This window comes from Chelatococcus sp. XZ-Ab1, assembly GCF_029309855.1.
Classification (GTDB): domain Bacteria; phylum Pseudomonadota; class Alphaproteobacteria; order Rhizobiales; family Beijerinckiaceae; genus Chelatococcus_A; species Chelatococcus_A sambhunathii.
Genome location: NZ_JARKII010000009.1, coordinates 61,384 through 80,640, shown reverse-complemented (window position 1 = coordinate 80,640; position 19,257 = coordinate 61,384). Strand labels below are relative to the sequence as shown.

22 protein-coding genes and 1 other RNA gene are annotated in these 19,257 nt (G+C 67.4%); 16 read left to right on the top strand and 7 right to left on the bottom strand.

Annotation, left to right across the window (positions count from 1 at the left end; translation table 11 throughout):
* Nucleotides 1-212: 212 nt before the first annotated feature.
* The gene (locus P2T65_RS14605; RefSeq protein WP_055460172.1) at nucleotides 213-767 is read right to left on the bottom strand and encodes a cytochrome c family protein; all 555 of its coding nucleotides are present in this window, start codon (nucleotides 765-767) and stop codon (nucleotides 213-215) included.
* A gap of 279 nt (nucleotides 768-1,046) precedes the next feature.
* On the opposite strand from P2T65_RS14605, the gene P2T65_RS14600 reads away from it, so the two are divergent.
* The 3 genes from P2T65_RS14600 (at nucleotide 1,047) to P2T65_RS14590 (ending at nucleotide 3,483) form a co-directional block, all read left to right on the top strand.
* Nucleotides 1,047-1,784 (top strand): 3-deoxy-manno-octulosonate cytidylyltransferase, encoded by a 738-nt coding sequence (locus tag P2T65_RS14600; protein WP_055460171.1) that lies wholly within the window; start codon nucleotides 1,047-1,049, stop codon nucleotides 1,782-1,784.
* Nucleotides 1,785-1,809: 25 nt separating this feature from the next.
* On the top strand, nucleotides 1,810-2,667 hold the full coding sequence (locus tag P2T65_RS14595; protein ID WP_055460170.1) for a prephenate dehydratase: 858 nt from the start codon (nucleotides 1,810-1,812) through the stop codon (nucleotides 2,665-2,667).
* A 177-nt stretch (nucleotides 2,668-2,844) separates the two neighbouring features.
* On the top strand, nucleotides 2,845-3,483 hold the full coding sequence (locus P2T65_RS14590) for a GNAT family N-acetyltransferase (RefSeq protein WP_055460169.1): 639 nt from the start codon (nucleotides 2,845-2,847) through the stop codon (nucleotides 3,481-3,483).
* Between the two features lie 8 nt (nucleotides 3,484-3,491).
* On the opposite strand, the gene nudC is transcribed toward P2T65_RS14590, so the two are convergent.
* Together nudC and P2T65_RS14580 are read right to left on the bottom strand one after the other, a co-directional pair.
* Nucleotides 3,492-4,469 carry an NAD(+) diphosphatase gene (gene nudC, locus P2T65_RS14585; protein ID WP_276200064.1) on the bottom strand — a complete coding sequence of 326 codons (978 nt, stop codon included), beginning with the start codon at nucleotides 4,467-4,469 and terminating at the stop codon, nucleotides 3,492-3,494.
* Nucleotides 4,470-4,483: 14 nt separating this feature from the next.
* Entirely contained in the window at nucleotides 4,484-4,909 is a 426-nt protein-coding gene (locus tag P2T65_RS14580) for an HIT family protein (protein ID WP_071924292.1), read from the bottom strand.
* 167 nt (nucleotides 4,910-5,076) lie between these two features.
* Between P2T65_RS14580 and ffs the strand changes: the two genes are divergently transcribed.
* The 7 genes from ffs (at nucleotide 5,077) to P2T65_RS14545 (ending at nucleotide 10,889) form a co-directional block, all read left to right on the top strand.
* An RNA gene (gene ffs, locus P2T65_RS14575) (signal recognition particle sRNA small type) lies at nucleotides 5,077-5,175 on the top strand.
* Nucleotides 5,176-5,273: 98 nt separating this feature from the next.
* On the top strand, nucleotides 5,274-7,112 hold the full coding sequence (locus P2T65_RS14570; RefSeq protein ID WP_276200063.1) for a DNA polymerase III subunit gamma/tau: 1,839 nt from the start codon (nucleotides 5,274-5,276) through the stop codon (nucleotides 7,110-7,112).
* A gap of 55 nt (nucleotides 7,113-7,167) precedes the next feature.
* Nucleotides 7,168-7,491 carry a YbaB/EbfC family nucleoid-associated protein gene (locus tag P2T65_RS14565; protein WP_055460167.1) on the top strand — a complete coding sequence of 108 codons (324 nt, stop codon included), beginning with the start codon at nucleotides 7,168-7,170 and terminating at the stop codon, nucleotides 7,489-7,491.
* 52 nt (nucleotides 7,492-7,543) lie between these two features.
* On the top strand, nucleotides 7,544-8,044 hold the full coding sequence (locus P2T65_RS14560) for a hypothetical protein (protein WP_276200062.1): 501 nt from the start codon (nucleotides 7,544-7,546) through the stop codon (nucleotides 8,042-8,044).
* A 5-nt stretch (nucleotides 8,045-8,049) separates the two neighbouring features.
* Nucleotides 8,050-8,652, top strand: coding sequence for a recombination mediator RecR (gene recR, locus P2T65_RS14555; RefSeq protein WP_276200061.1), 603 nt, complete (start codon nucleotides 8,050-8,052; stop codon nucleotides 8,650-8,652).
* Between the two features lie 82 nt (nucleotides 8,653-8,734).
* Nucleotides 8,735-9,274, top strand: a complete 540-nt coding sequence (locus P2T65_RS14550) for a TIGR02281 family clan AA aspartic protease (RefSeq protein ID WP_055460165.1) — start codon at nucleotides 8,735-8,737, stop codon at nucleotides 9,272-9,274.
* Nucleotides 9,275-9,389: 115 nt separating this feature from the next.
* Nucleotides 9,390-10,889, top strand: a complete 1,500-nt coding sequence (locus P2T65_RS14545) for a phosphomannomutase/phosphoglucomutase (protein ID WP_063189818.1) — start codon at nucleotides 9,390-9,392, stop codon at nucleotides 10,887-10,889.
* Between the two features lie 9 nt (nucleotides 10,890-10,898).
* On the opposite strand, the gene P2T65_RS14540 is transcribed toward P2T65_RS14545, so the two are convergent.
* The 4 genes from P2T65_RS14540 to P2T65_RS14525 form a co-directional block, all read right to left on the bottom strand.
* Nucleotides 10,899-11,537, bottom strand: a complete 639-nt coding sequence (locus P2T65_RS14540) for an HAD family phosphatase (RefSeq protein WP_055460163.1) — start codon at nucleotides 11,535-11,537, stop codon at nucleotides 10,899-10,901.
* 87 nt (nucleotides 11,538-11,624) lie between these two features.
* On the bottom strand, nucleotides 11,625-12,263 hold the full coding sequence (locus P2T65_RS14535) for a TadE/TadG family type IV pilus assembly protein (protein WP_055460162.1): 639 nt from the start codon (nucleotides 12,261-12,263) through the stop codon (nucleotides 11,625-11,627).
* A 4-nt stretch (nucleotides 12,264-12,267) separates the two neighbouring features.
* Nucleotides 12,268-12,870, bottom strand: coding sequence for a TadE/TadG family type IV pilus assembly protein (locus tag P2T65_RS14530; protein WP_063189814.1), 603 nt, complete (start codon nucleotides 12,868-12,870; stop codon nucleotides 12,268-12,270).
* A gap of 129 nt (nucleotides 12,871-12,999) precedes the next feature.
* The gene (locus P2T65_RS14525) at nucleotides 13,000-13,470 is read right to left on the bottom strand and encodes a pilus assembly protein N-terminal domain-containing protein (RefSeq protein ID WP_245280578.1); all 471 of its coding nucleotides are present in this window, start codon (nucleotides 13,468-13,470) and stop codon (nucleotides 13,000-13,002) included.
* A 542-nt stretch (nucleotides 13,471-14,012) separates the two neighbouring features.
* Between P2T65_RS14525 and P2T65_RS14520 the strand changes: the two genes are divergently transcribed.
* The 6 genes from P2T65_RS14520 (at nucleotide 14,013) to P2T65_RS14495 (ending at nucleotide 19,254) form a co-directional block, all read left to right on the top strand.
* Entirely contained in the window at nucleotides 14,013-14,189 is a 177-nt protein-coding gene (locus tag P2T65_RS14520; protein ID WP_063189812.1) for a Flp family type IVb pilin, read from the top strand.
* 101 nt (nucleotides 14,190-14,290) lie between these two features.
* Entirely contained in the window at nucleotides 14,291-14,800 is a 510-nt protein-coding gene (locus tag P2T65_RS14515) for a prepilin peptidase (protein ID WP_055460159.1), read from the top strand.
* A 122-nt stretch (nucleotides 14,801-14,922) separates the two neighbouring features.
* Nucleotides 14,923-15,717 (top strand): Flp pilus assembly protein CpaB, encoded by a 795-nt coding sequence (gene cpaB, locus P2T65_RS14510; protein WP_055460158.1) that lies wholly within the window; start codon nucleotides 14,923-14,925, stop codon nucleotides 15,715-15,717.
* 3 nt (nucleotides 15,718-15,720) lie between these two features.
* The gene (locus P2T65_RS14505) at nucleotides 15,721-17,241 is read left to right on the top strand and encodes a type II and III secretion system protein family protein (protein WP_055460157.1); all 1,521 of its coding nucleotides are present in this window, start codon (nucleotides 15,721-15,723) and stop codon (nucleotides 17,239-17,241) included.
* Nucleotides 17,242-17,272: 31 nt separating this feature from the next.
* Nucleotides 17,273-17,995: a CpaD family pilus assembly protein gene (locus P2T65_RS14500; protein ID WP_055460156.1), complete on the top strand. Its 723-nt coding sequence runs from the start codon at nucleotides 17,273-17,275 to the stop codon at nucleotides 17,993-17,995.
* Nucleotides 17,995-19,254: an AAA family ATPase gene (locus P2T65_RS14495; RefSeq protein WP_055460155.1), complete on the top strand. Its 1,260-nt coding sequence runs from the start codon at nucleotides 17,995-17,997 to the stop codon at nucleotides 19,252-19,254. Before P2T65_RS14500 ends, P2T65_RS14495 begins: the two co-directional genes overlap by 1 nt.
* Nucleotides 19,255-19,257 lie beyond the last annotated feature (3 nt).

The window sequence follows — 19,257 nt, the reverse complement described above, 5'->3', positions numbered from 1 at the left end:
AAGCCGGGTGCGCCGATCAACGGACCAGGCGGCCAGCCTCCTGCGCGCCCCTGCTTTTGACGGGCGCGATGATCGGCACACTAAGACGGCCGGCAGGGTCAGCGGAACCCCGGTTGTCGAAATTGTGTGGCGGGAGAAGCGCCGGCGCGGCGTCCAGAAACGATTCGGCCGGGCTAATGGCCCGGCCGTTTCAACTGTCCCGGATATCCCTCTCACTCTGCCGGCAGTGGCGCCGGGTTGTCGGAGAGGGTGCGCAGGTAGGCGAGGATATCCGCCCGCTCTTCCGGCTTGGCAACGCCGGCGAAGGCCATGATCGTGCCCTTCATATAGCCGCGCGGGTTGGCGATGAACTCGTTGAGGTGCTCAAAGGTCCACTTCTCGCCGTTGGCGCCGTGTTCCTTGAGTGTGGCAGAGTAGCTGAAGTCCGACACTTCCGCGATCTGCCGGTCAACGACGTCCCAAAGGTGCGGGCCGACCTTGTTGGGGCCACCCTTCTCGAAGGTGTGGCAGGCCTTGCACTTGGCAACCGCCTTCTCACCGCGGGCCGGGTCGGCCTTCGCCAGGAGTTCGGGCAGCGGCACCGTCGGCGTCTGGGGTGTGGCCTCGCCGCCACCCGCGGTCGCTTCCTCGGCCGAAGGCAGGTCGTAGCCGGGCACTGCGGGCCGGTGCGGGGCAAAGACGATACCCGCCACGATATTGAGGCCCATGACAAACAGAAGGGTGCCCAGCACGGCGCCCGCGATCTTGTTGAGCTCGAAGGAATCCATCGGTCGGCAGCTCCGGTCCGTCGCTACGGACGAGGTGTCGGCAAAGGCAAGGCGCCGCACGGGGCGAGCCCCCTGCGGCGGCGGATGATTACCCGCTTTGGCGGGCGCTTGGCAATAAGGCGCGTGCGGTTATGTCGTCGCACCGCCCTCGCGCGCGCAATTGTCCACCGCGCGTCGGGGAGGACGGACGGCGCAGCGCCTGCTATAAGCGCCCGGCGCACCGGCCGCTCCCCGCGGATATCCGGCGGCCGCAACGAGAACGACCAGCGAAACGCCGACATGCCCGATCCCATCGTCCTCATCCCCGCCCGCCTCGCCGCGACACGCCTGCCGGATAAGCCCCTCGCGGACATCCACGGGGAGCCGATGATCGTGCACGTCTTGCGGCGGGCCGAGGAAGCGGGCATCGGCCCGGTCGCCGTGGCAACCGACACGCCCGCGATCGCCGAGGCCGTCACGAAAGCCGGCGGACGCGCGGTGATGACGCGCTCGGACCACCAGTCGGGCTCGGACCGGATTTACGAGGCTCTCGAGCGCCTCGACCCCGATGGCCGGCACGACATCGTTGTCAACGTGCAGGGTGACCTGCCAACCATCGATCCGCGCGTCATCGTGGCCTCGGCGCGCCCCCTCGCCGACCCCGCCGTCGACATCGCGACGCTTGCCGCGGTCATCACCCGCGAGGAGGAGCGGACGGAACCGAGTGTGGTCAAGGCCATCGGCAGCGAGATCGCGCCAAGGCACCTGCGCGCGCTCTACTTCACCCGCGCCACCGCACCCTACGGCGAAGGGCCGCTGCTGCATCACATCGGCCTCTATACCTATCGCCGTGCCGCGCTCGCGCGCTTTGTCGCCCTGCCACCCTCGCCGCTGGAGCGCCGCGAGCGGCTCGAGCAGCTGCGGGCGATCGAAGCCGGAATGCGCATCGACATCGTCGTCGTGGACGACGTGCCACTCGGCGTCGACACGCCGCACGATCTCGAACGCGCCCGCGCCATGCTCGCGCCGCGCCGCTGACCTTTTATCCGCGAGGACTTCCCCAATGGCCAAGAAGATCATCGCCTATCAGGGCGAGCCCGGCGCCAATTCGCACATTGCCTGCAAGGACGTCTATCCCGACTGGGAACCCCTGCCCTGCGCGACCTTCGAGGACGCCTTTGCCGCGGTGCAGGAGGGGCGAGCGGAGCTCGGCATGATCCCGATCGACAACTCGATTGCCGGGCGCGTCGCCGACATCCACCACCTCCTGCCGACCTCCGGCCTTCACATCGTCGGCGAATATTTCCTGCCCATCCACTTCCAGTTGCTCGCGCCGAAGGGAGCAACGCTCGCCACGATCAAGACGGTCTACAGCCACGTGCACGGGCTCGGCCAGTGCCGCAAGATCATCCGCAAGCTCGGTCTGAAGGCCGTGGTCGCGGCTGATACGGCAGGATCGGCCCGCATGGTCGCGGAATGGAACGATCCCGCCTCGGCCTCGCTCGCCACGCGGCTCGCCGGCGAGATCTACGGCCTCGACACGCTCATGGAGGACGTCGAGGACGAGGCCCACAACACCACCCGTTTCGTCATCCTGTCGCGCACGGCGCAGTGGACGGAAGCCGGCAACGGAAAGGCTGTCACCAGCTTCGTCTTCCGCGTGCGCAACGTGCCGGCGGCGCTTTACAAGGCGCTCGGCGGCTTCGCCACCAACGGCATCAACATGACGAAGCTCGAGAGCTACATGATCGAGGGACATTTCTTCGCCACCCAGTTCTATGCGGAGGTCGAAGGCCACCCGGATGACAGGTCGCTCAAGCTGGCACTGGAGGAACTCGGCTTCTTCTCGCGCGAGCTCAACATTCTCGGTGTCTTCCCCGCCCATCCCTATCGCGAGAATATTCGCGAGGCGGCCGAGTAGAAGCCGCGGGCCGCGGTGCTGCGCGGCCTGCCGCAACGTGATATGGTACCGCAACAAGATGAAGCTGGCCCCGTCAGCCGGCTCAGCGAAAGTCGTGTTGTCGTACCAGTGTCGCCCTTTTGTGGCCGTTCTCCTGGTCGAGGCTGCACGCCAATCGCTAGATCAGGGAGCCGCGCCATGTCGATCATCATCAGACGTGCCACACCGGCCGACATCGAGGCCATCGGTCGTCTCGTCATCGACGTTTGGCGGGAGACCTACCGCGGCATCCTGTCCGACTATGTGCTCGCGACCCAGACCGTGCCGGTCGGCGAGCGCAGCATCCGCTTCGTCGGGCTCGACAGCGACGGCAGCGGCCGCGCCGCGCTCGTCGCCGAGCGGGCCGGCGCAATTGTAGGCTTCGCCGCCGCGGGTCCCGCGACTGACGGCAGCCTCGGCACCGCAGCCGAGATCGCGCCCCCCTATGTCGCCCGACGGCTCCAGTTCCGCGGCATCGGCGGACGCCTGATGGGCGGCCTCGCCCATGCGCTCATGGCCTCTGGTCATGCCAGCGCCGGCCTTTGGATTCCGCGCGACAACGTGGCGGCGGTGGCCTTCGCCCGCGCGCTGGGCGGCACCGTCGCCGGCACGCGCAGCACCTGCGCCGGCGAGACGATGCTCGAGGAAATAGCGGTCATCTGGCCCGATCTCAACGATCTCGCCGTCTGGCACGAGGAGCCGGTCGCACTCTCCCGCGCCGGCCGGGCGGCACCGGGCCTTGCGGCATCCGACATCGTCGCCGCCGATGCGCTCGCCCGACTGCGGCCAGGCGGCTGATCGGCGGCTCAGAAGCTCTCGCCCTCCTCGACGAAGGCCTTGAGGATGTGGTGCGCGATGGCGAAGGGCAGCGGGGCGGTGAACCCGTCCGGGTGCTCGCCGCGCAGCATGGCACCGACCTCCGCCCGCGTGAACCAGCGCGCGTGCTCCAGTTCGATCGCATCCACCACGAGATCCTCGTCGAGGGCCTCGGCGAGGCAGCCGACCATCAACGACGACGGAAACGGCCAGGGTTGCGAGGCGAGGTAGCGCACCCTCCCGGTGCGGATGCCTGCCTCCTCCATGGTCTCGCGGCGCACGGCGTCCTCCACCGTCTCGCCCGGCTCCACGAAGCCGGCGAGGCAGGAATACATGCCGGGCGCGAAGCGCGCCTGCCGGCCGAGCAGACAACGGTCTCCACGAACCGCCAGCATGATGACGACCGGGTCGGTGCGCGGAAAGTGCTGGGCCCCGCAGGCGGCGCAATCCCGCCGCCAGCCGCCGCTGGCGCTCGCCGTCCGCGCTCCGCAATTGGCGCAGAAGCCGTGCCGGCGGTGCCAATCCATCAGGGCCTTGCCTTCGCCGAGCGGGCCGATTTCGTCCTGCGGCAACAGACCCTGCACGGCGATGGAGCGCAGGTCGATGGCGAACAGGCCGGTCTCCTTGAGCCGCTCCACCTCGCCGGTTGCGATCAGCGTCGCGAACAACGGCGTACCGTCGAGCGTGCCGAGCAGGGCCGTCTCGGCGACCGGGGCGAGCGCCCCGGCCTCGGCCATGGTGAAGCGGGGCGTGAAGGCCTCGCCATCGCGCCTGAGGATCGGGACGTCTCCGGCGATGACGAAGGAGCGCGCCTCGGGCAGCGCCATCATCGCTGCAATGTCGCTCGCCTTCTCGCGCCGCTCGGAGTGGCGGACGAGACGGTTGCGGGAGAAGCCGATCCGCGCCGACCGTTCAGGAAAGATCTCGCCGGCCGGTAAGGCCGTGTTGTCGGACATGTTGCGGGCCATACATTCCATTCCTGTCATAGGCCAAGCCGGGCGCGCAGTCCCGCCATGAGGCGCTCGGCCGCGGCGACATCATAAGGCTCGGCACGGCCGGCGCCCCAGACCGGGCCCGGCCAGGCGGCATCGCCCCTCGTACGCGCGATCACGTGGACATGCAGCTGCGGCACCATGTTGCCCAGCGCCGCCACGTTGAGCTTGTCCGTCGGCACGAGATCGCGCAGCGCCTGCGACACCTGCCTAATCTCGGCGCTCAGCGCCGCGTGGTCCGCTTCCGACAGATCGACGAGTTCGCGCGCCTGCGCCCGGCGCGGCACGAGGATGAGCCAAGGAAAGCGGCTGTCGTTCATCAGGAGGAGACGCGACAGCCCAAGCTCGCCAATGGCGCGCGTGTCCGCCTCAAGGCGTGCATCGAGCTGGAAGGCATCGGTGGCGCTGTCTGGCATGTCGGGGAGGTCCGCATCCGGTCGGTCCGGCAATTGCCCAATCTATAGGCCTGCCGCGGCGATCGGCCAACGACGAAAGTGGGCGGGCGCGCATTCGCGCGCCCCGCGCTGTGGAGCGGCTCCCGCTTGAAGCTTGCACAAGCGGCCACGATCCCCGATATAGGGGGCGGGAGGTTGGCGTTGGACGTTCCACTCGCCAACCGGGTCAGGTCCGGAAGGAAGCAGCCCTAACGAGCACGGGCGGGTCTTCGTTCAGCCTCCCACCTATCAGACCGGGATCTGGCCTCGCTCTCGGAACGTCGCCCACGGCGTCGGACACCTGGTTGCGGCCACGCTCCCCGTGAGCCGCAGCGTGAAGGGGCCGATGACGGATTTCGACACCGTGACGGACGAAAGCGGCGCACCGGACGATGCGCCTGCCCTGCCGGGCCTGCCGCAGCCGACCCCCGCGCCACAATCCGGCGCCTACCGCGTCCTCGCCCGCAAGTACCGCCCCCGCGCCTTCCCCGATCTCATCGGGCAGGAGGCGATGGTGCGCACGCTCTCCAACGCCTTCGAGACCGGCCGCATCCCGCAGGCCTGGATGCTGACCGGCGTGCGCGGCGTCGGCAAGACGACGACCGCGCGCATCCTCGCCCGCGCCCTCAACTACGAGCGCCCCGGCGTCACCGGCCCCACCGTCCACATGCCCGAGCTCGGCGTGCACTGCGAAGCCATCATGGAATCGCGCCATGTCGACGTGATGGAGATGGACGCCGCCTCGCACACCGGTATCGACGATGTGCGTCAGATCATCGACGGCATCCGCTACGCCCCCGTCTCGGCCCGCTACAAGGTCTACATCATCGACGAGGTTCACATGCTCTCGGAGAAGGCATTCAACGCCTTCCTGAAGACGCTGGAGGAGCCGCCGCCGCACGCCAAGTTCGTCTTCGCGACGACGGAGATCCGCAAGGTCCCCGTCACCATCCTCTCGCGCTGCCAGCGCTTCGACCTGCGCCGCGTCGAGGCGGGCACGCTCGTCGCGCATCTGACGCGGATCTGCGCTGCCGAGGCGGTGGAGGCCGAGCCGGAAGCCCTCGCCATGGTGGCCCGTGCCGCCGAGGGCTCGGTGCGCGATTCGCTTTCGTTGCTCGACCAGGCCATCGCCCACGGGGCGGGCCGCGTCGGCGTCGAGGAGGTCCGCGCCATGCTGGGCCTCGCCGACCGCGGCCGCATCATCGACCTGTTCGAGCATGTGATGCGCGGCGACCTGCCGGCCGCGCTCGGCGAGTTGAAGAGCCAGTATGACGCCGGTGCCGATCCCGCCGTCATCCTCACCGACCTGGCCGGCTTCACCCATTTCGTCACCCGCCTCAAGCTCGTGCCGGCCGCGGGTGAGGATGCCGCCATAACGGACGTCGAGCGCACGCGCGGCACCGACTTTGCGGCGCGGCTCTCGGTGCGCATCCTCTCGCGCACCTGGCAGATGCTGGTAAAGGGCATCGCGGAGGTGCAGGCGGCGCCCCGACCCATCGCGGCCGCCGAGATGGTGCTGGTGCGCCTCGCCTATGCCGCCGACCTGCCGACGCCGGACGAGGCGCTGCGCCTCCTGCGCGAGGGCAATGCCTCCGCGCCCGCGGGCAGCGGCGGTGCCGGGCCCGCCGGTGGCGGCGCGACGATGAGCGGCACCGAAAGCCCGCGCCCGATGCTGGCCGCGAGCGGCCCTGCCCTGGCCCGGGCGCCCGCCGCGGCCCCGGCCATGGAGCCCGCCGTGCCGCAGATGCGGCTCGCCCGCTTCGAGGACCTCGTGGCGCTCGCCGGCGAAAGGCGTGACATCGGGCTGAAGCGCGCGCTGGAGCGCGACGTGCGCCTCGCCCATTTCGAGGACGGGCACGTGGAATTTGCGCTCGTCGACGGGGCGAGCAAGACGCTCGCCGGCGACCTCTCGCGCCGCCTGCAGGAGTGGACGGGTCGGCGCTGGGTCGTCTCCATCGCCCGCGAATCCGACACCCCGACCCTGCACGAGAAGGCGGAAGCGGAAGCTGCCGAGCGCCTCAGCGGCGTCGCCGGCCACCCGCTCGTCCAGGCGGTGATGCAGCGCTTTCCCGGCGCCGCGATCGTCGACGTGCGCAACATCACGGCCGAGGAGGCCGCCCCGCCGCCCGTGGAGGAAGGGCTCGCCCCGGCGGACGAAGAGCTCTATATCGACGATGACTTCTGATCGGACCGGCGTCCGGTCGCCCGATGTTCTGATCGCTTGAGCGGGAGCCACGACCATGAAGGACCTGATGGGCCTGATGAAGCAGGCGCAGGCCATGCAGCAGAAGATGGCCGACATGCAGGCCGAGCTCGGCAACCTCGAGGTCGAGGGCACGGCTGGCGGCGGCGTGGTCTCCATCCGTATGACCGCCAAGGGCGAAGTCCGCGCCGTTAGCATCGACCCGAGCCTGATGAACGCCGACGAGAAGGAGATCCTCGAAGACCTCCTCGTCGCCGCCAGCAACGACGCGCGCCAGAAGGGCGAACGCCTCGCCCAGGAGCGCATGGCCGAACTGACCAAGGGCCTGCCGCTGCCGCCCGGGATGAAGCTGCCGTTCTGAGGGGTATTTCGTGTTCCTAGAACAGAGCCTTGCTGCAATTCTCGGAGGTATCGTGGCGGGCGTATTTGCGCTTGCGGGTGCCTATTGGTCTTTGCGTTGGCAGTTCACCAGACAGCAACGTGAGCGTGACCTAAGCGTGAGAACGCTTTGTAAATATACAATATCATATGTCCATGACATGGCTATTGAGCTTGACAATATTTATAAGATCAATGGATTTATATCGTACAAGATTATCGACATAATAGAAACAACTATACAGATTTTTAATAGAAATATGGAGCATATGATTTTTGTAACGGACGAAAAATTACGGGAAGAAGTTCGATATTTTTTGTACGAGATGTTTTACAGGATTCAGACGGCAAAGAATATACAGATTTCCCTTGACCAGGTACTGCGACAGGCAGGACTGGATGCTACAAGCGGAAAGATGGAAGAAGCAGCCGCCGCCGAAAAGGTGAACGAGCTTAAAGGCGCCGCGCAAGAAGCTATACTTCAGATTGTCCGCCATTCACTCGCAGGGGCGGAACTGAAAACAAAATTGCAGTAAGAATAATGCCCTCACCCGTCGGACCCGAGATCGAGTGTCTCATCCAACTTCTCGCCCGCCTGCCCGGGCTCGGCCCCCGCTCGGCCCGGCGGGCGGCGCTGCATCTCATCAAGAAGCGCGAGCAATTGCTCGCGCCGCTCGCCGAGGCTGTGCGCATCGCCGCCGAGCGCGTCGTCGTCTGCTCCAGCTGCGGCAATGTCGACACCAGCGACCCCTGCGCCATCTGCGCCGATGCGCGGCGCGACCCCTCCGTCCTCATCGTGGTCGAGGACGTGTCCGACCTGTGGGCGCTGGAGCGCGCGGCCGTCATGAACGCGCGCTACCATGTTCTCGGCGGCGTGCTCTCGGCGCTCGACGGCGTGCGGCCGGAGGATCTGAACCTCGAGGGGCTCGTTGCGCGCGCCGCTGCGCCGGAGGTCAAGGAAGTCATCCTCGCCCTCAACGCCACCGTCGACGGCCAGACGACAGCCCATTACATCACCGACCTCCTCTCGCAGCTGCCGGTGAAGATCACGCGCCTCGCCCATGGCGTGCCTGTCGGCGGCGAGCTCGACTATCTCGACGAGGGCACGCTCTCGGCCGCCATCCGCCAGCGCACGTCGTTCTGATGTCCACGCCGGCAGTTCACGCGCCGTTCATGCTTGCCCCGCATGATGGCGCCGGACGTCGCCGCGCGCGAGGAAGGGCTGCATGACGGGGTTCATCGTGAAAACCACGGCGGCGGCGCTCGTCGTGGTCGCGCTCGCCCTGTTCGTCACGGCCGATCTTGCCGGACGCCTCTCGGGGCCGGGCGGACCCGCCGACACGGAGGCGGCCGCCTCAGCCGTCGACATCCCTGCCCCATCGCCGGCGAGCGGCACGAGCGAACACCTGACCAAGGACCGCAACGGCCATTTCGTGGCCGCGGCGCACATCAACGGCGTCGCTGTGCGCATGCTGGTCGACACAGGCGCGAGCCTTGTCGTCCTCAACGAGGACGATGCGGCGCGCGTCGGCATGCGCCCCTTCCCGAGCGACTACAGGCACCGGCTGAACACCGCCAACGGTGTGACGCTGGGCGCTCGCAGCATCTTGCGCGAGGTGCGGCTCGGAAGCATCGTCGTGCGCGACGTGGATGCCGTCATCCTCAAGCGCGAGGCGCTCGCCACCGGCGGGCTCCTCGGCATGTCGTTCCTCTCCCGCCTCGGCGGCTTCGAGACCACTGCCGACACGATGGTGTTGAAACCTTGAGGCAAAAGCGACGTTGATCCCCTCGGTCCAGCTTCCGCCGCCATTGGCGGCGAGGCTTGGAGCCGAGCCATAGCCCGTTATCCCGAGTGCCCATCAGAAGGACGAAGCCAACTCCATGTTTCCGAAGCCTCTGCCGGCCCTGACGCCGAACACCTACGACTACGAATCGCTGCCGATGGTGAAGCCGACCGGCTTTCGCGAATATGACGCCCGCTGGCTGTTCCAGAAGGAAATCAACCTCATGGGCGTGCAGGCGCTGGGCATGGGCCTCGGCACGCTCATCAAGGAGATGGGGGTCAAGCCCGAGATCGTGACCGGGCACGACTTCCGCGGCTATTCCTCGGCCATCAAATATGCCCTCGTCTCCGGCCTCATGGCCGCCGGCGTCCGGGTGAAGGACATCGGCCTCGCTCTGTCGCCGATGGCCTATTTCGCACAGTTCGACCTCGACGTGCCAGCGGTCGCCATGGTCACCGCCTCGCACAACGACAACGGCTGGACGGGCGTGAAGATGGGCGCGCGCCGCCCCGTCACTTTCGGCCCCGAGGAGATGGGCCGGCTCAAGGACATCGTGCTGTCGGCAAGCTTCGACCTCACCGGCGGCGGCGCCTATGAATTCGTCGAGAACTTCCCCGCCCGCTACATCGCCGACCTCACCGACCGGCCGAAGCTGACGCGCAAGATCAAGGTCGTCGCCGCGTGCGGCAATGGCACGGCCGGCGCCTTCGCGCCGAAGGTGCTGGAGGCGATCGGCTGCGAGGTGATCCCGCTCGATGCCGAGCTCGACCACACCTTCCCGCGCTACAACCCCAACCCCGAGGACATGAAGATGCTTCATGCCATGGCGGAGAAGGTGCGCGCGACGGGCGCCGACGTCGGCCTCGGCTTCGACGGCGACGGCGACCGCTGCGGCGTCGTCGACAACGAGGGCAACGAGATCTTCGCCGACAAGATCGGCGTCATGCTCGCGCGCGACCTGTCGAACCTCCACCCCGGTGCCACCTTCGTGGTGGACGTGAAGTCGACCGGCCTCTTCAACACCGATCCCGCCCTGCAGAAGAATGGCGTGAAGGTGGATTACTGGAAGACCGGCCACAGCTACATCAAGCGCCGCGTCAGCGAGCTTTCGGCGCTCGCTGGCTTCGAGAAGTCGGGCCACTTCTTCTTCAACAAGCCGGTCGGCCGCGGCTATGACGACGGCATCCTGACGGCCCTCGCCGTCTGCGACATGCTGGACCGCAACCCGACGAAGTCGATGGCCGATCTCTACCGCGACCTGCCGAAGACCTGGGGCTCGCCAACCATGGCGCCCCACTGCGCCGACGAGGTGAAGTACGAGGTCGTCGAGCGCGTGGTGAAGCGCTTTGTCGCAATGAAGGACGCGGGCGAGGCCGTCGCCGGACAGAAGATCGCGGACCTCGTCACGGTGAACGGCGTGCGCGTCGTCGCCGAGGACGGCACCTGGGGTCTCGTGCGCGCCTCCTCCAACAAGCCGGAACTCGTCGTCGTCGTCGAGAGCCCGGTGTCGGAAGCGCGCATGCGCGAGATGTTCAAGGCCGTCGACACGGTGCTGCGCGAGAACCCGGAAGTCGGCACGTACAACCAGACGATCTGACCGTCTGTATCACACGGGCAGGCCCTCGGCCCTGAGGGCCTGCGCCAGGCGGACAGGATCGGTGAAATGGTGCGCGGCCATGCCGACGGCACGGGCCGCCGCCACATTGGCCGGGCTGTCGTCGATGAAGAGGCACTCCGCGGCAGTGAGGCCGTAACGCTCGACGAACAGGCGGTAGATCGCCTCGTCCGGCTTAACCAGCTTCTCCTGCGCCGAGACGACGGTGCCGAGGAAGCCCTCGAGGAAGGGAAAGCGCGCACGCGCGAGGGCGAACTTCTCGGCCGAGAAATTGGTGATGGCATAGGTCGGCACACCGGCGGCGCGCAACGCCTCCAGGATGCGCACCGTGCCCTCGATGGCACCCGGCACCATCTCGTCCCAGCGCCGGTCATAGGCCTCGATCTCCGCCCGCCACTGCGGGAACGCCGCCACGCGTTCCGCAATTGCCTCGGCGAAGGAACGGCCGCGATCCTGCTCCAGGTTCCATTCCGGCGTGCAGACCTCCGCCAGGAAGCGCTCGACCCGCTCCTCGTCACCGTCGAAAATGCGGCGGTAGAGGTGGCGCGGATCCCAGGAAATCAGAACGTTGCCGACGTCGAAGACGACGGTGGTGATGCGCGTCCTGGTCGCGACCTCACGGTCGATCATGGTGCGGCTGGCTCCCTGAGGCTGAATCGCGGGCTGCAATCTGCGCCACGGCGGCGGCGCGCACAAGTCGCCGGCGCGGGTCCGCGTTCAGCTCACCTTGCAGGTCGACTGGCCGTCGCGCGCGACCTGCGCCACCGAGCGTGGGCGCATGTAGGTCGTCTCCGTCATGCGCAGGACGCCGTTGTCGAAGACATTGCCGAACAGGCCCAGCATCTCGAAGACGCCGGCAAGACCGGTGGAATAGGGGTAGGTCACCTGGCCGACGATGACGGAAGAACTGACGTTGCTGGCAAGATCCGCCGCCGACGCGGGGAAGGTGTAGGCCGACCCCGCCGCCGGCGCGATGCCGGCCTTGTTGGCATCGGACCAGCACACGCGCGCCGCCCCCTTGCTGTCGATGTAGACGCTGAAGAGGGCAAGCTCCGCCGCGGCCGGAGAATAGGGCGCCATCACCGCCGCCGCGGCCGCGAAAATGTTGTCCTTCTCGCTGTCGCTGATGCGGCTGCGCTGGGCGGTGAGATCGGCCAGCGCCCGCGAGGCGATGGTCAGCTTACGATCGATGCTGATGCCGATAGTCGTCACGGCCATGCCGAGATACATGATGAGCATGAGCGGCAGCACGAGCGCGAACTCGACCGCGGCAACGCCACGCCGATCGCACCTGAAGGCACGGAACCGCGCTGTCAAACGGGTCGGGGCTGCGGAGATTTTGCCGGCAACGCTCATGCACTCATGCCCCCGAGGCCTGCGGCTGCGGAAATGGCTCGTTGCGGAAGGCCGCCGAGGACATGATCAGCCGGTTGCCGTTGGCGAGATTGCCGAGGCCGGGATTGAGCAGCGGCACAAAGATCCGCACCTCGAGCGCGACGCGCACCACGACGATGTCGCCCGCCTGGCCCGGCGAGAAGGTGAAGTCGCGCGTGTCGACCTCGCCCCGGTCGTTGATGGGTAGCGACGTGTCCGCCCCGGCAAAACCGGCGACGGTGCGCACGTCGATGGCGGCGCGCGCGCGGCACTCCTCCGCGCTGACCAGCACGAAGGGGCCCTGCGCGCACACGTCCTCCTTGAATCTCTTCAGCTTTTCATCCATCGAGCCGCCGTAGGCGCCGGCCTGCACCTGGCCGGTAAGGATGAGCCGCGCCGAATTCTGCACCGCCGTCTCGAGCGACTGTTCCGTAAAGAAGACGAGCGCTGTCTCGATCAGCGTGAACATCAGGGCTATAAACGGGATGACGACGATGGCGAATTCGACCGCCGTCGCGCCCTCGTCATTGCGGCCGAACAGCCGCAACAGGGATATGAAACGGCGGGAACGTTGCCTGGTCGAGCCCATTTGGCTTTCCCCCTGCCCATCGTCATCGCCGCCGCCCGCACCGGCCGACAGTGCCTTCCTTCAACGGGATGCAAGATATGGCCATGCAATCCGCAGCGCCAGCAAAAGCCGGAACGATGGTTACGGCAACTATTCGCCGGTGGCGAGCTTGTTGCGCTGCTTGGCCTGTTCTGTCCGCTCGGAGAAGTAGCTCATGTCGTCGCCGAGCGTCAGCATGGGCTGGCAATTCGGCGTGCACGACAGCGACTCCCGCCCGGTGCCGCGCATGACGGTGACGACCGTCGCCGCCGGCGCCTCCACCTGGATCAGGGATTCGGCAACGACATTGCCGCCCGCGTCGATCGCGATGAGATTGGTGGTGCCGTAGCTCTTGCCGGTGACGACGAGGACGCCGTTGCGCTGCAGGTTCACGTCCGCGATGGCCGGATTCCCGACGACGACCGTCTGCGCGCCGGCCGGCAGGCGCACGAGCCGCGCCTGGTCGGCCGTGACCGTGACCGTCTCGCCCGCCGTCAGCGCTTGCGCCGGCGAGGAGGCCGCAAGACAGGCAAGCGCTACGGCAACCGCGGCAAGTCCGGCCCGGCCATAGGCCAAGCTCATGTTCCAGCGCCCCATCATGCCGCCAATCCCTCACCTTCCCACGAATATTGCCGACAACTTGCCGGAGAATGGTGAAACTTTGCCTAACGCACCTCGCCCCCATGTCCATTGATGCAAACAGTGCAACAGCACGCGCTGGAGTGCGCGACCGCCTCCAGCCGTCATGCCCGGGCTTGTCGCGGGCATCCACCTCCCGGAAGTCGCGCAACATCAAGGCGTGGATGGCCGGGACGAGCCCGGCCATGACGGGAGCGGTGCGCCCAGCGCCGCCGAAACGCTCACATGCGGAACAGCTTCGACAAACCCGGCGCAGGACCAGATTGGGCATCCCCGCCGCCCCTCCTCCGGACGGGACAGTTACTATTTGTCGACAATTGTAATAACCTACGTTTAACTATGTTGCGCAAGTCGTCAGCATGTGCCACTTTCTCTGATCACTTTAACTTTGCCGAAAGAAGCAGGCGATAACGTCGACGCCAGTTCCGAGCGGTGCAGCGAAAACAACCGGCGGACAGTGCAGCAGTGATAGCAGGAGTTCATCCATGAAGATGCTGTTTTCCCGTTTTGTCAGCGACGAGTCCGGCGCCACCGCCATCGAATACGGTCTGATTGCCGCTTTAGTAGCCGTTGCCATCATTACCGCGCTTACTACGCTCGGAACGGATCTCGGCAGCATCTTCGGCAAGGTCAGCGGAGAATTGCAGAAGGCGGCAAATTAAAATTTGCGCTTTGTAGGATAACGGCCCTATGCGGGGCCGTTATCCCTATTTGAAGCTCCGGATGTCTGGATACAGATCAAACATCCCTTGGAGTCGCAGCCATGATCGACATCGCCATCCTTACGCTCTTTCCTGCGCTCATGGCCTTCGCGGCCGCGAGCGACATTGCGACGATGACGATCTCGAACAAGGTCAGCCTCGCGCTTGTCGCCGGTTTCTTCCTCGTCGCCTTCGCCGCCAGCCTGCCGCTGCCGGTGATCGGCTGGCATCTGGTGGCGGGCGGTCTCGTTCTGGGGATCACCTTCGCCCTCTTCGCTGCAGGTTGGATCGGCGGGGGCGATGCCAAGCTCGCGGCGGCGACCGCGCTCTGGTTTGGCTTCGGCCACCTGGTGCCTTATCTCATCGTCACCTCAGTCCTCGGCGGCCTTCTCACCCTCGTGTTCCTGAAGCTGCGCAGAACGCCGCTGCCGGCCTTCGCCCTCGGCTGGGGCTGGGCGCAGCGCCTGCATGCCGCCAACCGCGGCATTCCCTATGGCGTCGCCCTCGCCGGCGCCGCGCTTTTCGTCTATCCGCACACGGACATCTGGCAGGCAGCGCTCATAGCCCGTTGAGGGATCCACCCACGCGCACCATTCGAGCGGTCGGACATACGTTCTGTTAACCATAATTTGACGATTGGCTGATCAGATTCGCGACAATGGGGGAGTGACCCTCGTCCGGGTCTCTGATCGACATGAAACCAGCCCGTCTCGTCATCCTCGGCGTCGCGCTCGTCGCGGGCGTGGCCGCAGCCTATCTCGCTGCAGGCCGCAAGCCGCCGCCCGCGCCGGCTCCCGTCGCGACCGCCCCGGCGCAGAAGATTGAAGAAGTGCTCGTCGCCGCCGTCGACGTACCCATGGGCAACGGCCTCAAGGCGGCGGACCTGCGCTGGCAGGCCTGGCCGGAGGATGGCGTACCAAAGGGCGCCATCACCCGCGCGGCAAGCCCCGGCGCCATGGAGGACATCTCCGGCGCGATCGCACGCACCGCCATCCTGGCGGGCGAGCCCGTCCGACACGAGCGACTGATCAAGGCCGACGGCTCGGGCTTCATGTCAGCCATCCTGCCCACCGGCAAGCGCGCCATCGCCATCAGCATCGACAACCGCGGCGCCTCCTCCGCCGGTGGCTTCATCCTGCCCAACGACCATGTCGACGTCATCCGCACCTGGCGCGACGAGGAGGCCTCGAAGCAACAGGGCGTCGACGTGACGGTGGCCGAGACCGTCCTCACCAACATCCGCGTGCTCGCCATCGGCCAGACCGTGCAGGAGAAGGACGGGGAAAAGGTCGTCACCGGCGAGACGGCGACGCTTGAGGTCGATCCCGCCCAGGCGGAAGTCCTGACGCTCGCCCAGAAGGTGGGGCAGATCTCGCTCGCCCTGCGCTCCCTCGCCGATGCCAACGATACCGGCGCGATCACCCGCGGCGACGATGGCCCGCTCACCATCGTGCGCTTCGGCGTGCCGGTGCAGACCCCGAGACGCTGAGCCATGGCAGCCCCGATGCACAAGACAGCACAGCCGGCGGCGCCCGGGCCGCAAGCCACCGGAACCGCCGAGCGGAGGAGCCTGCGGCTTCTCCTGCTCGCCGGCCTCGCCGCCGCGGCACTCGCCCTGCCGGCGGCGGCTTCCCCGCAGGGAACGATGGCCGCCCCCACGCTCGCTGTTGGCGGCGACGAGCATGCCATCGCCCGCCGCATCGACCTCTCCATCGGCCGTTCGATCGTGGTCGATCTGCCGCGCGACGCCAAGGAGGTCTTTGTCGCCGACCCCAAGATCGCCAATGCCGTGGTGCGCTCGACGCGCAAGGTCTTCCTCATCGGCGTCGCCGACGGCGCCACCTCCATCTTTGTCATGGACGCCGCCGGCCGGCAGATCGCGGCCTTCGAGATCACAGTGGGCCGGGACCTCAACATCCTGCGTCAGACCTTGCGCACGGCCATGCCGCATGCCCAGATCGAGGTGAAGCCGGCGGGCGAATCCGTGCTCCTCGTCGGCTCCGTCGCCAATGCGGGCGAGGCCCAGCAAGCGAGCGATATCGCCGGTGCCTTCCTCGGCGACACCGGCGGCGCCAATGGAAGTGGCGGCCAAGGAGCGGGCGGCTCCCCGAGCCGAGTCATCAACGCGCTCACGATCCGGGGCAAGGATCAGGTCATGCTCCGCGTCACCGTGGCGGAGATCAAGCGCAACGTCGTCAAGCAGCTCGGCATCGACACGACCGGTGAATGGCGGCTCGGCGACATGACATTGACCGGGGCCGTCACCAACGCCTTCGGTCTCGGCAATGAATCGCCGGCGAGCAGTATCGGCGTCAGCGGCGGCGGCAATTCCGCGACCTTGCGCGCCCTCGAGCAGGCCGGCGTCGCCCGCACCCTCGCCGAGCCGACGCTCACCGCCGTTTCGGGCGAAACGGCGACCTTTCTCGTCGGCGGCGAGGTGCCGATCCCGACCGGCTACGACTGCCAGGGTCCGAACGGCAGCAACTGCACGACGACGGTGACCTTCAAGAAGTTCGGCGTCGCCCTCACCTTCACGCCGGTCGTGCAGTCGGAAGCACGCATGAGCCTGCGCGTCGCGACCGAGGTGTCGGAGATCGACAACCAGAACACTTACCGCAGCAACACCCTCATCATCCCCGGCTTCACCGTGCGCCGGTCGGAGACCACGGTCGAACTGCCTTCCGGCGGCACGCTCGTCACGGCCGGCCTCATCCAGCAGAAGTCGCGCCAGGCCATCAACGGCTTCCCGGGCCTGCTCAACATCCCGATCCTCGGCACGCTCTTCCGCTCGCGCGACTACCAGCGCGACGAGAGCGAGCTGATGATTGCCGTCACGCCCTATATCGCCAAGCCCATGAGCGCCAATGCCGTTACCCGGCCTGACGCCGGCTTTGCCGACGCCATGGATCCGCAGACGGTCTTCCTCGGACGCCTCAACCGCGTTTACGGCAAGGGCAGCAACGCTCCGCAGCCCGCCGTGGCGCGCGGTATCTTCGGTTTCATCAATGACTGACGGGACCAGCCACTCGCGCGGAGACGCCGCCATGCCCCGCACCCGCTCCACAGCCCTCCCTCGTCTTGCCGCGGCGCTCCTCGCCCTGCCCTTCGCCGCCTGCGGAGCCGACCGCTACGTGACCAACGCGACCTATCCGGCCGACTTCCGCGAGCGTCACCCGATCACCCTTGTCGACGCGCCGGAGACACTGGACGTCTTCGTGACATCGGCCCGCGGCATCGATGCCCGCCAGCGCGCCGATATCCTCGCCTACGCGGCCGAATACCGCCGCCACGGCAAGAGCCTAGTCACCGCCTACATGCCGGCCGGCACCGGACAGGAACGCGCCCTCCACGGGGCGCTGCAGGCGGTTCGGCAGGTCTTTTCCGAGGCTGGCGTACCGGCCTCCGCCCTGACCGTGGCGCGCTACAATCCGACCGAGCCGATGCTCGCGGCGCCCATCCGTCTGAGCTATGCCAAGCTGGGCGCCCGCGTCGACAGCAAGTGCGGCGAGTGGCCTGAGGACCTCGCCAGCGGCAGCAGCGTCGACGGCTGGAAGAATCGGCCCTACTGGAATCTCGGCTGCGCCTACCAGGCCAATTTCGCGGCGCAGGTCGCCGATCCGCTCGACCTTGCCCGGTCGCGGCCCGAGGGGCGTGTCGACACTGTCAAGCGGCTCAACGCCAACGAGAAGCTGCGCCAGGGGCAGGATCCCTCGACGAAATACACCATCGACGCCACCCAGATCAGCGACGCGGCCGGAGGCAACTGATGGCGAGCGCCCATGACCCTGCGCGCAACGAGACCGGAGAGCGCCTGATCGCGCCGGTGCCGCGCGTCACCATCGAGGCCTTCTGCGAGACGCCGGCCGTCGCCGCGGTAATGGAGATCGTCGCTGCCGACCGGCGCCTCGCCCGCGCCCAAACCAAGCTCGCCATGGGCGGCGCCTCGGCGGCGGTCGAGGCCTTCCGCCACGCCCCTACGCCCAACGTCATCATCCTCGAGACGAACAGCGACCGCGAGGCGATCCTCACCCATCTCGACAGTCTGTCGGAGGTCTGTGACGTCGGCACCCGGGTGCTCGTCGTCGGCCATGTCAACGACGTTCAGCTCTATCGCGAGCTCGTGCGCCGCGGCGTCAGCGACTATCTCATCGCCCCGCTCTCCGTCGTCGACACAATCGCCGCCATTTCGGATCTGTTCGCGACGCCCGGGGCCGAGCCGCTGGGACGCACCATCGCGGTCATCGGCGCCAAAGGCGGCGTCGGCGCCTCCACCGTGGCGCACAACCTCGGCTGGTCCATCGCCCGGTCGGCGCATCTGGCCACCGTCATCGCCGATCTCGACATCGCCTTCGGCACCGCCGGCCTCGACTTCAACCAGGACCCGCCGCAGGGCATCGCCGAGGCCGTGTTCTCGCCGGACCGGGTCGACGCCAATCTCGTCGACCGCCTGCTGTCGCGCTGCAGCGACAATCTCAGCCTGCTGGCCGCCCCGGCCGTGCTCGACCGCACCTGTGACCTCAACGAAAGCGCCTTCGACCAGCTTCTCGACGTGTTGCGCGCCTCGATCCCGGCCATCGTCCTCGACATGCCGCACGTCTGGACGGCCTGGCTGCGCCGGGTGCTGATCGCCGCCGACGAGATCGTCATCGTCGTCGAACCGGACCTCGCCAACCTGCGCAACGCCAAGAATCTCGCCGACCTCCTGCGTCAGACGCGCCCGAACGACCGCAAGCCGCGCCTCGTGCTCAACCGTGTCGGCGTGCCCAAGCGGCCGGAGATCACGGCTGCCGACTTCCTGAAGGCGTTCGACGCCGAGCTCGCCGCCACCATTCCCTTCGATGCGCAGCTCTTCGGAACGGCGGCAAACGGCGGGCAGATGCTGTCGGAGGTGCAGCCCTCCGGCAAGGTGCCCGCCGTCTTCGACGAGCTCGCCGCAGCCATCACCGGGCGGGCCGAGCAGCGGCGGGGGCGGGCTAGTGCCTTCCTGACGCCTATCATCGCCCGGCTCGCCCGGCGCAAATCATAGCGG

Coding starts and splice junctions, on each gene's coding strand:
- P2T65_RS14605 (WP_055460172.1), bottom strand. CDS start 767: ATGGATTCCTTCGAGCTCAACAAGATCGCGGGCGCCGTGCTGGGCACC.
- P2T65_RS14600 (WP_055460171.1), top strand. CDS start 1,047: ATGCCCGATCCCATCGTCCTCATCCCCGCCCGCCTCGCCGCGACACGC.
- P2T65_RS14595 (WP_055460170.1), top strand. CDS start 1,810: ATGGCCAAGAAGATCATCGCCTATCAGGGCGAGCCCGGCGCCAATTCG.
- P2T65_RS14590 (WP_055460169.1), top strand. CDS start 2,845: ATGTCGATCATCATCAGACGTGCCACACCGGCCGACATCGAGGCCATC.
- nudC (WP_276200064.1), bottom strand. CDS start 4,469: ATGGCCCGCAACATGTCCGACAACACGGCCTTACCGGCCGGCGAGATC.
- P2T65_RS14580 (WP_071924292.1), bottom strand. CDS start 4,909: ATGCCAGACAGCGCCACCGATGCCTTCCAGCTCGATGCACGCCTTGAG.
- P2T65_RS14570 (WP_276200063.1), top strand. CDS start 5,274: ATGACGGATTTCGACACCGTGACGGACGAAAGCGGCGCACCGGACGAT.
- P2T65_RS14565 (WP_055460167.1), top strand. CDS start 7,168: ATGAAGGACCTGATGGGCCTGATGAAGCAGGCGCAGGCCATGCAGCAG.
- recR (WP_276200061.1), top strand. CDS start 8,050: ATGCCCTCACCCGTCGGACCCGAGATCGAGTGTCTCATCCAACTTCTC.
- P2T65_RS14550 (WP_055460165.1), top strand. CDS start 8,735: ATGACGGGGTTCATCGTGAAAACCACGGCGGCGGCGCTCGTCGTGGTC.
- P2T65_RS14545 (WP_063189818.1), top strand. CDS start 9,390: ATGTTTCCGAAGCCTCTGCCGGCCCTGACGCCGAACACCTACGACTAC.
- P2T65_RS14540 (WP_055460163.1), bottom strand. CDS start 11,537: ATGATCGACCGTGAGGTCGCGACCAGGACGCGCATCACCACCGTCGTC.
- P2T65_RS14535 (WP_055460162.1), bottom strand. CDS start 12,263: ATGAGCGTTGCCGGCAAAATCTCCGCAGCCCCGACCCGTTTGACAGCG.
- P2T65_RS14530 (WP_063189814.1), bottom strand. CDS start 12,870: ATGGGCTCGACCAGGCAACGTTCCCGCCGTTTCATATCCCTGTTGCGG.
- P2T65_RS14525 (WP_245280578.1), bottom strand. CDS start 13,470: ATGAGCTTGGCCTATGGCCGGGCCGGACTTGCCGCGGTTGCCGTAGCG.
- P2T65_RS14520 (WP_063189812.1), top strand. CDS start 14,013: ATGAAGATGCTGTTTTCCCGTTTTGTCAGCGACGAGTCCGGCGCCACC.
- P2T65_RS14515 (WP_055460159.1), top strand. CDS start 14,291: ATGATCGACATCGCCATCCTTACGCTCTTTCCTGCGCTCATGGCCTTC.
- cpaB (WP_055460158.1), top strand. CDS start 14,923: ATGAAACCAGCCCGTCTCGTCATCCTCGGCGTCGCGCTCGTCGCGGGC.
- P2T65_RS14505 (WP_055460157.1), top strand. CDS start 15,721: ATGGCAGCCCCGATGCACAAGACAGCACAGCCGGCGGCGCCCGGGCCG.
- P2T65_RS14500 (WP_055460156.1), top strand. CDS start 17,273: ATGCCCCGCACCCGCTCCACAGCCCTCCCTCGTCTTGCCGCGGCGCTC.
- P2T65_RS14495 (WP_055460155.1), top strand. CDS start 17,995: ATGGCGAGCGCCCATGACCCTGCGCGCAACGAGACCGGAGAGCGCCTG.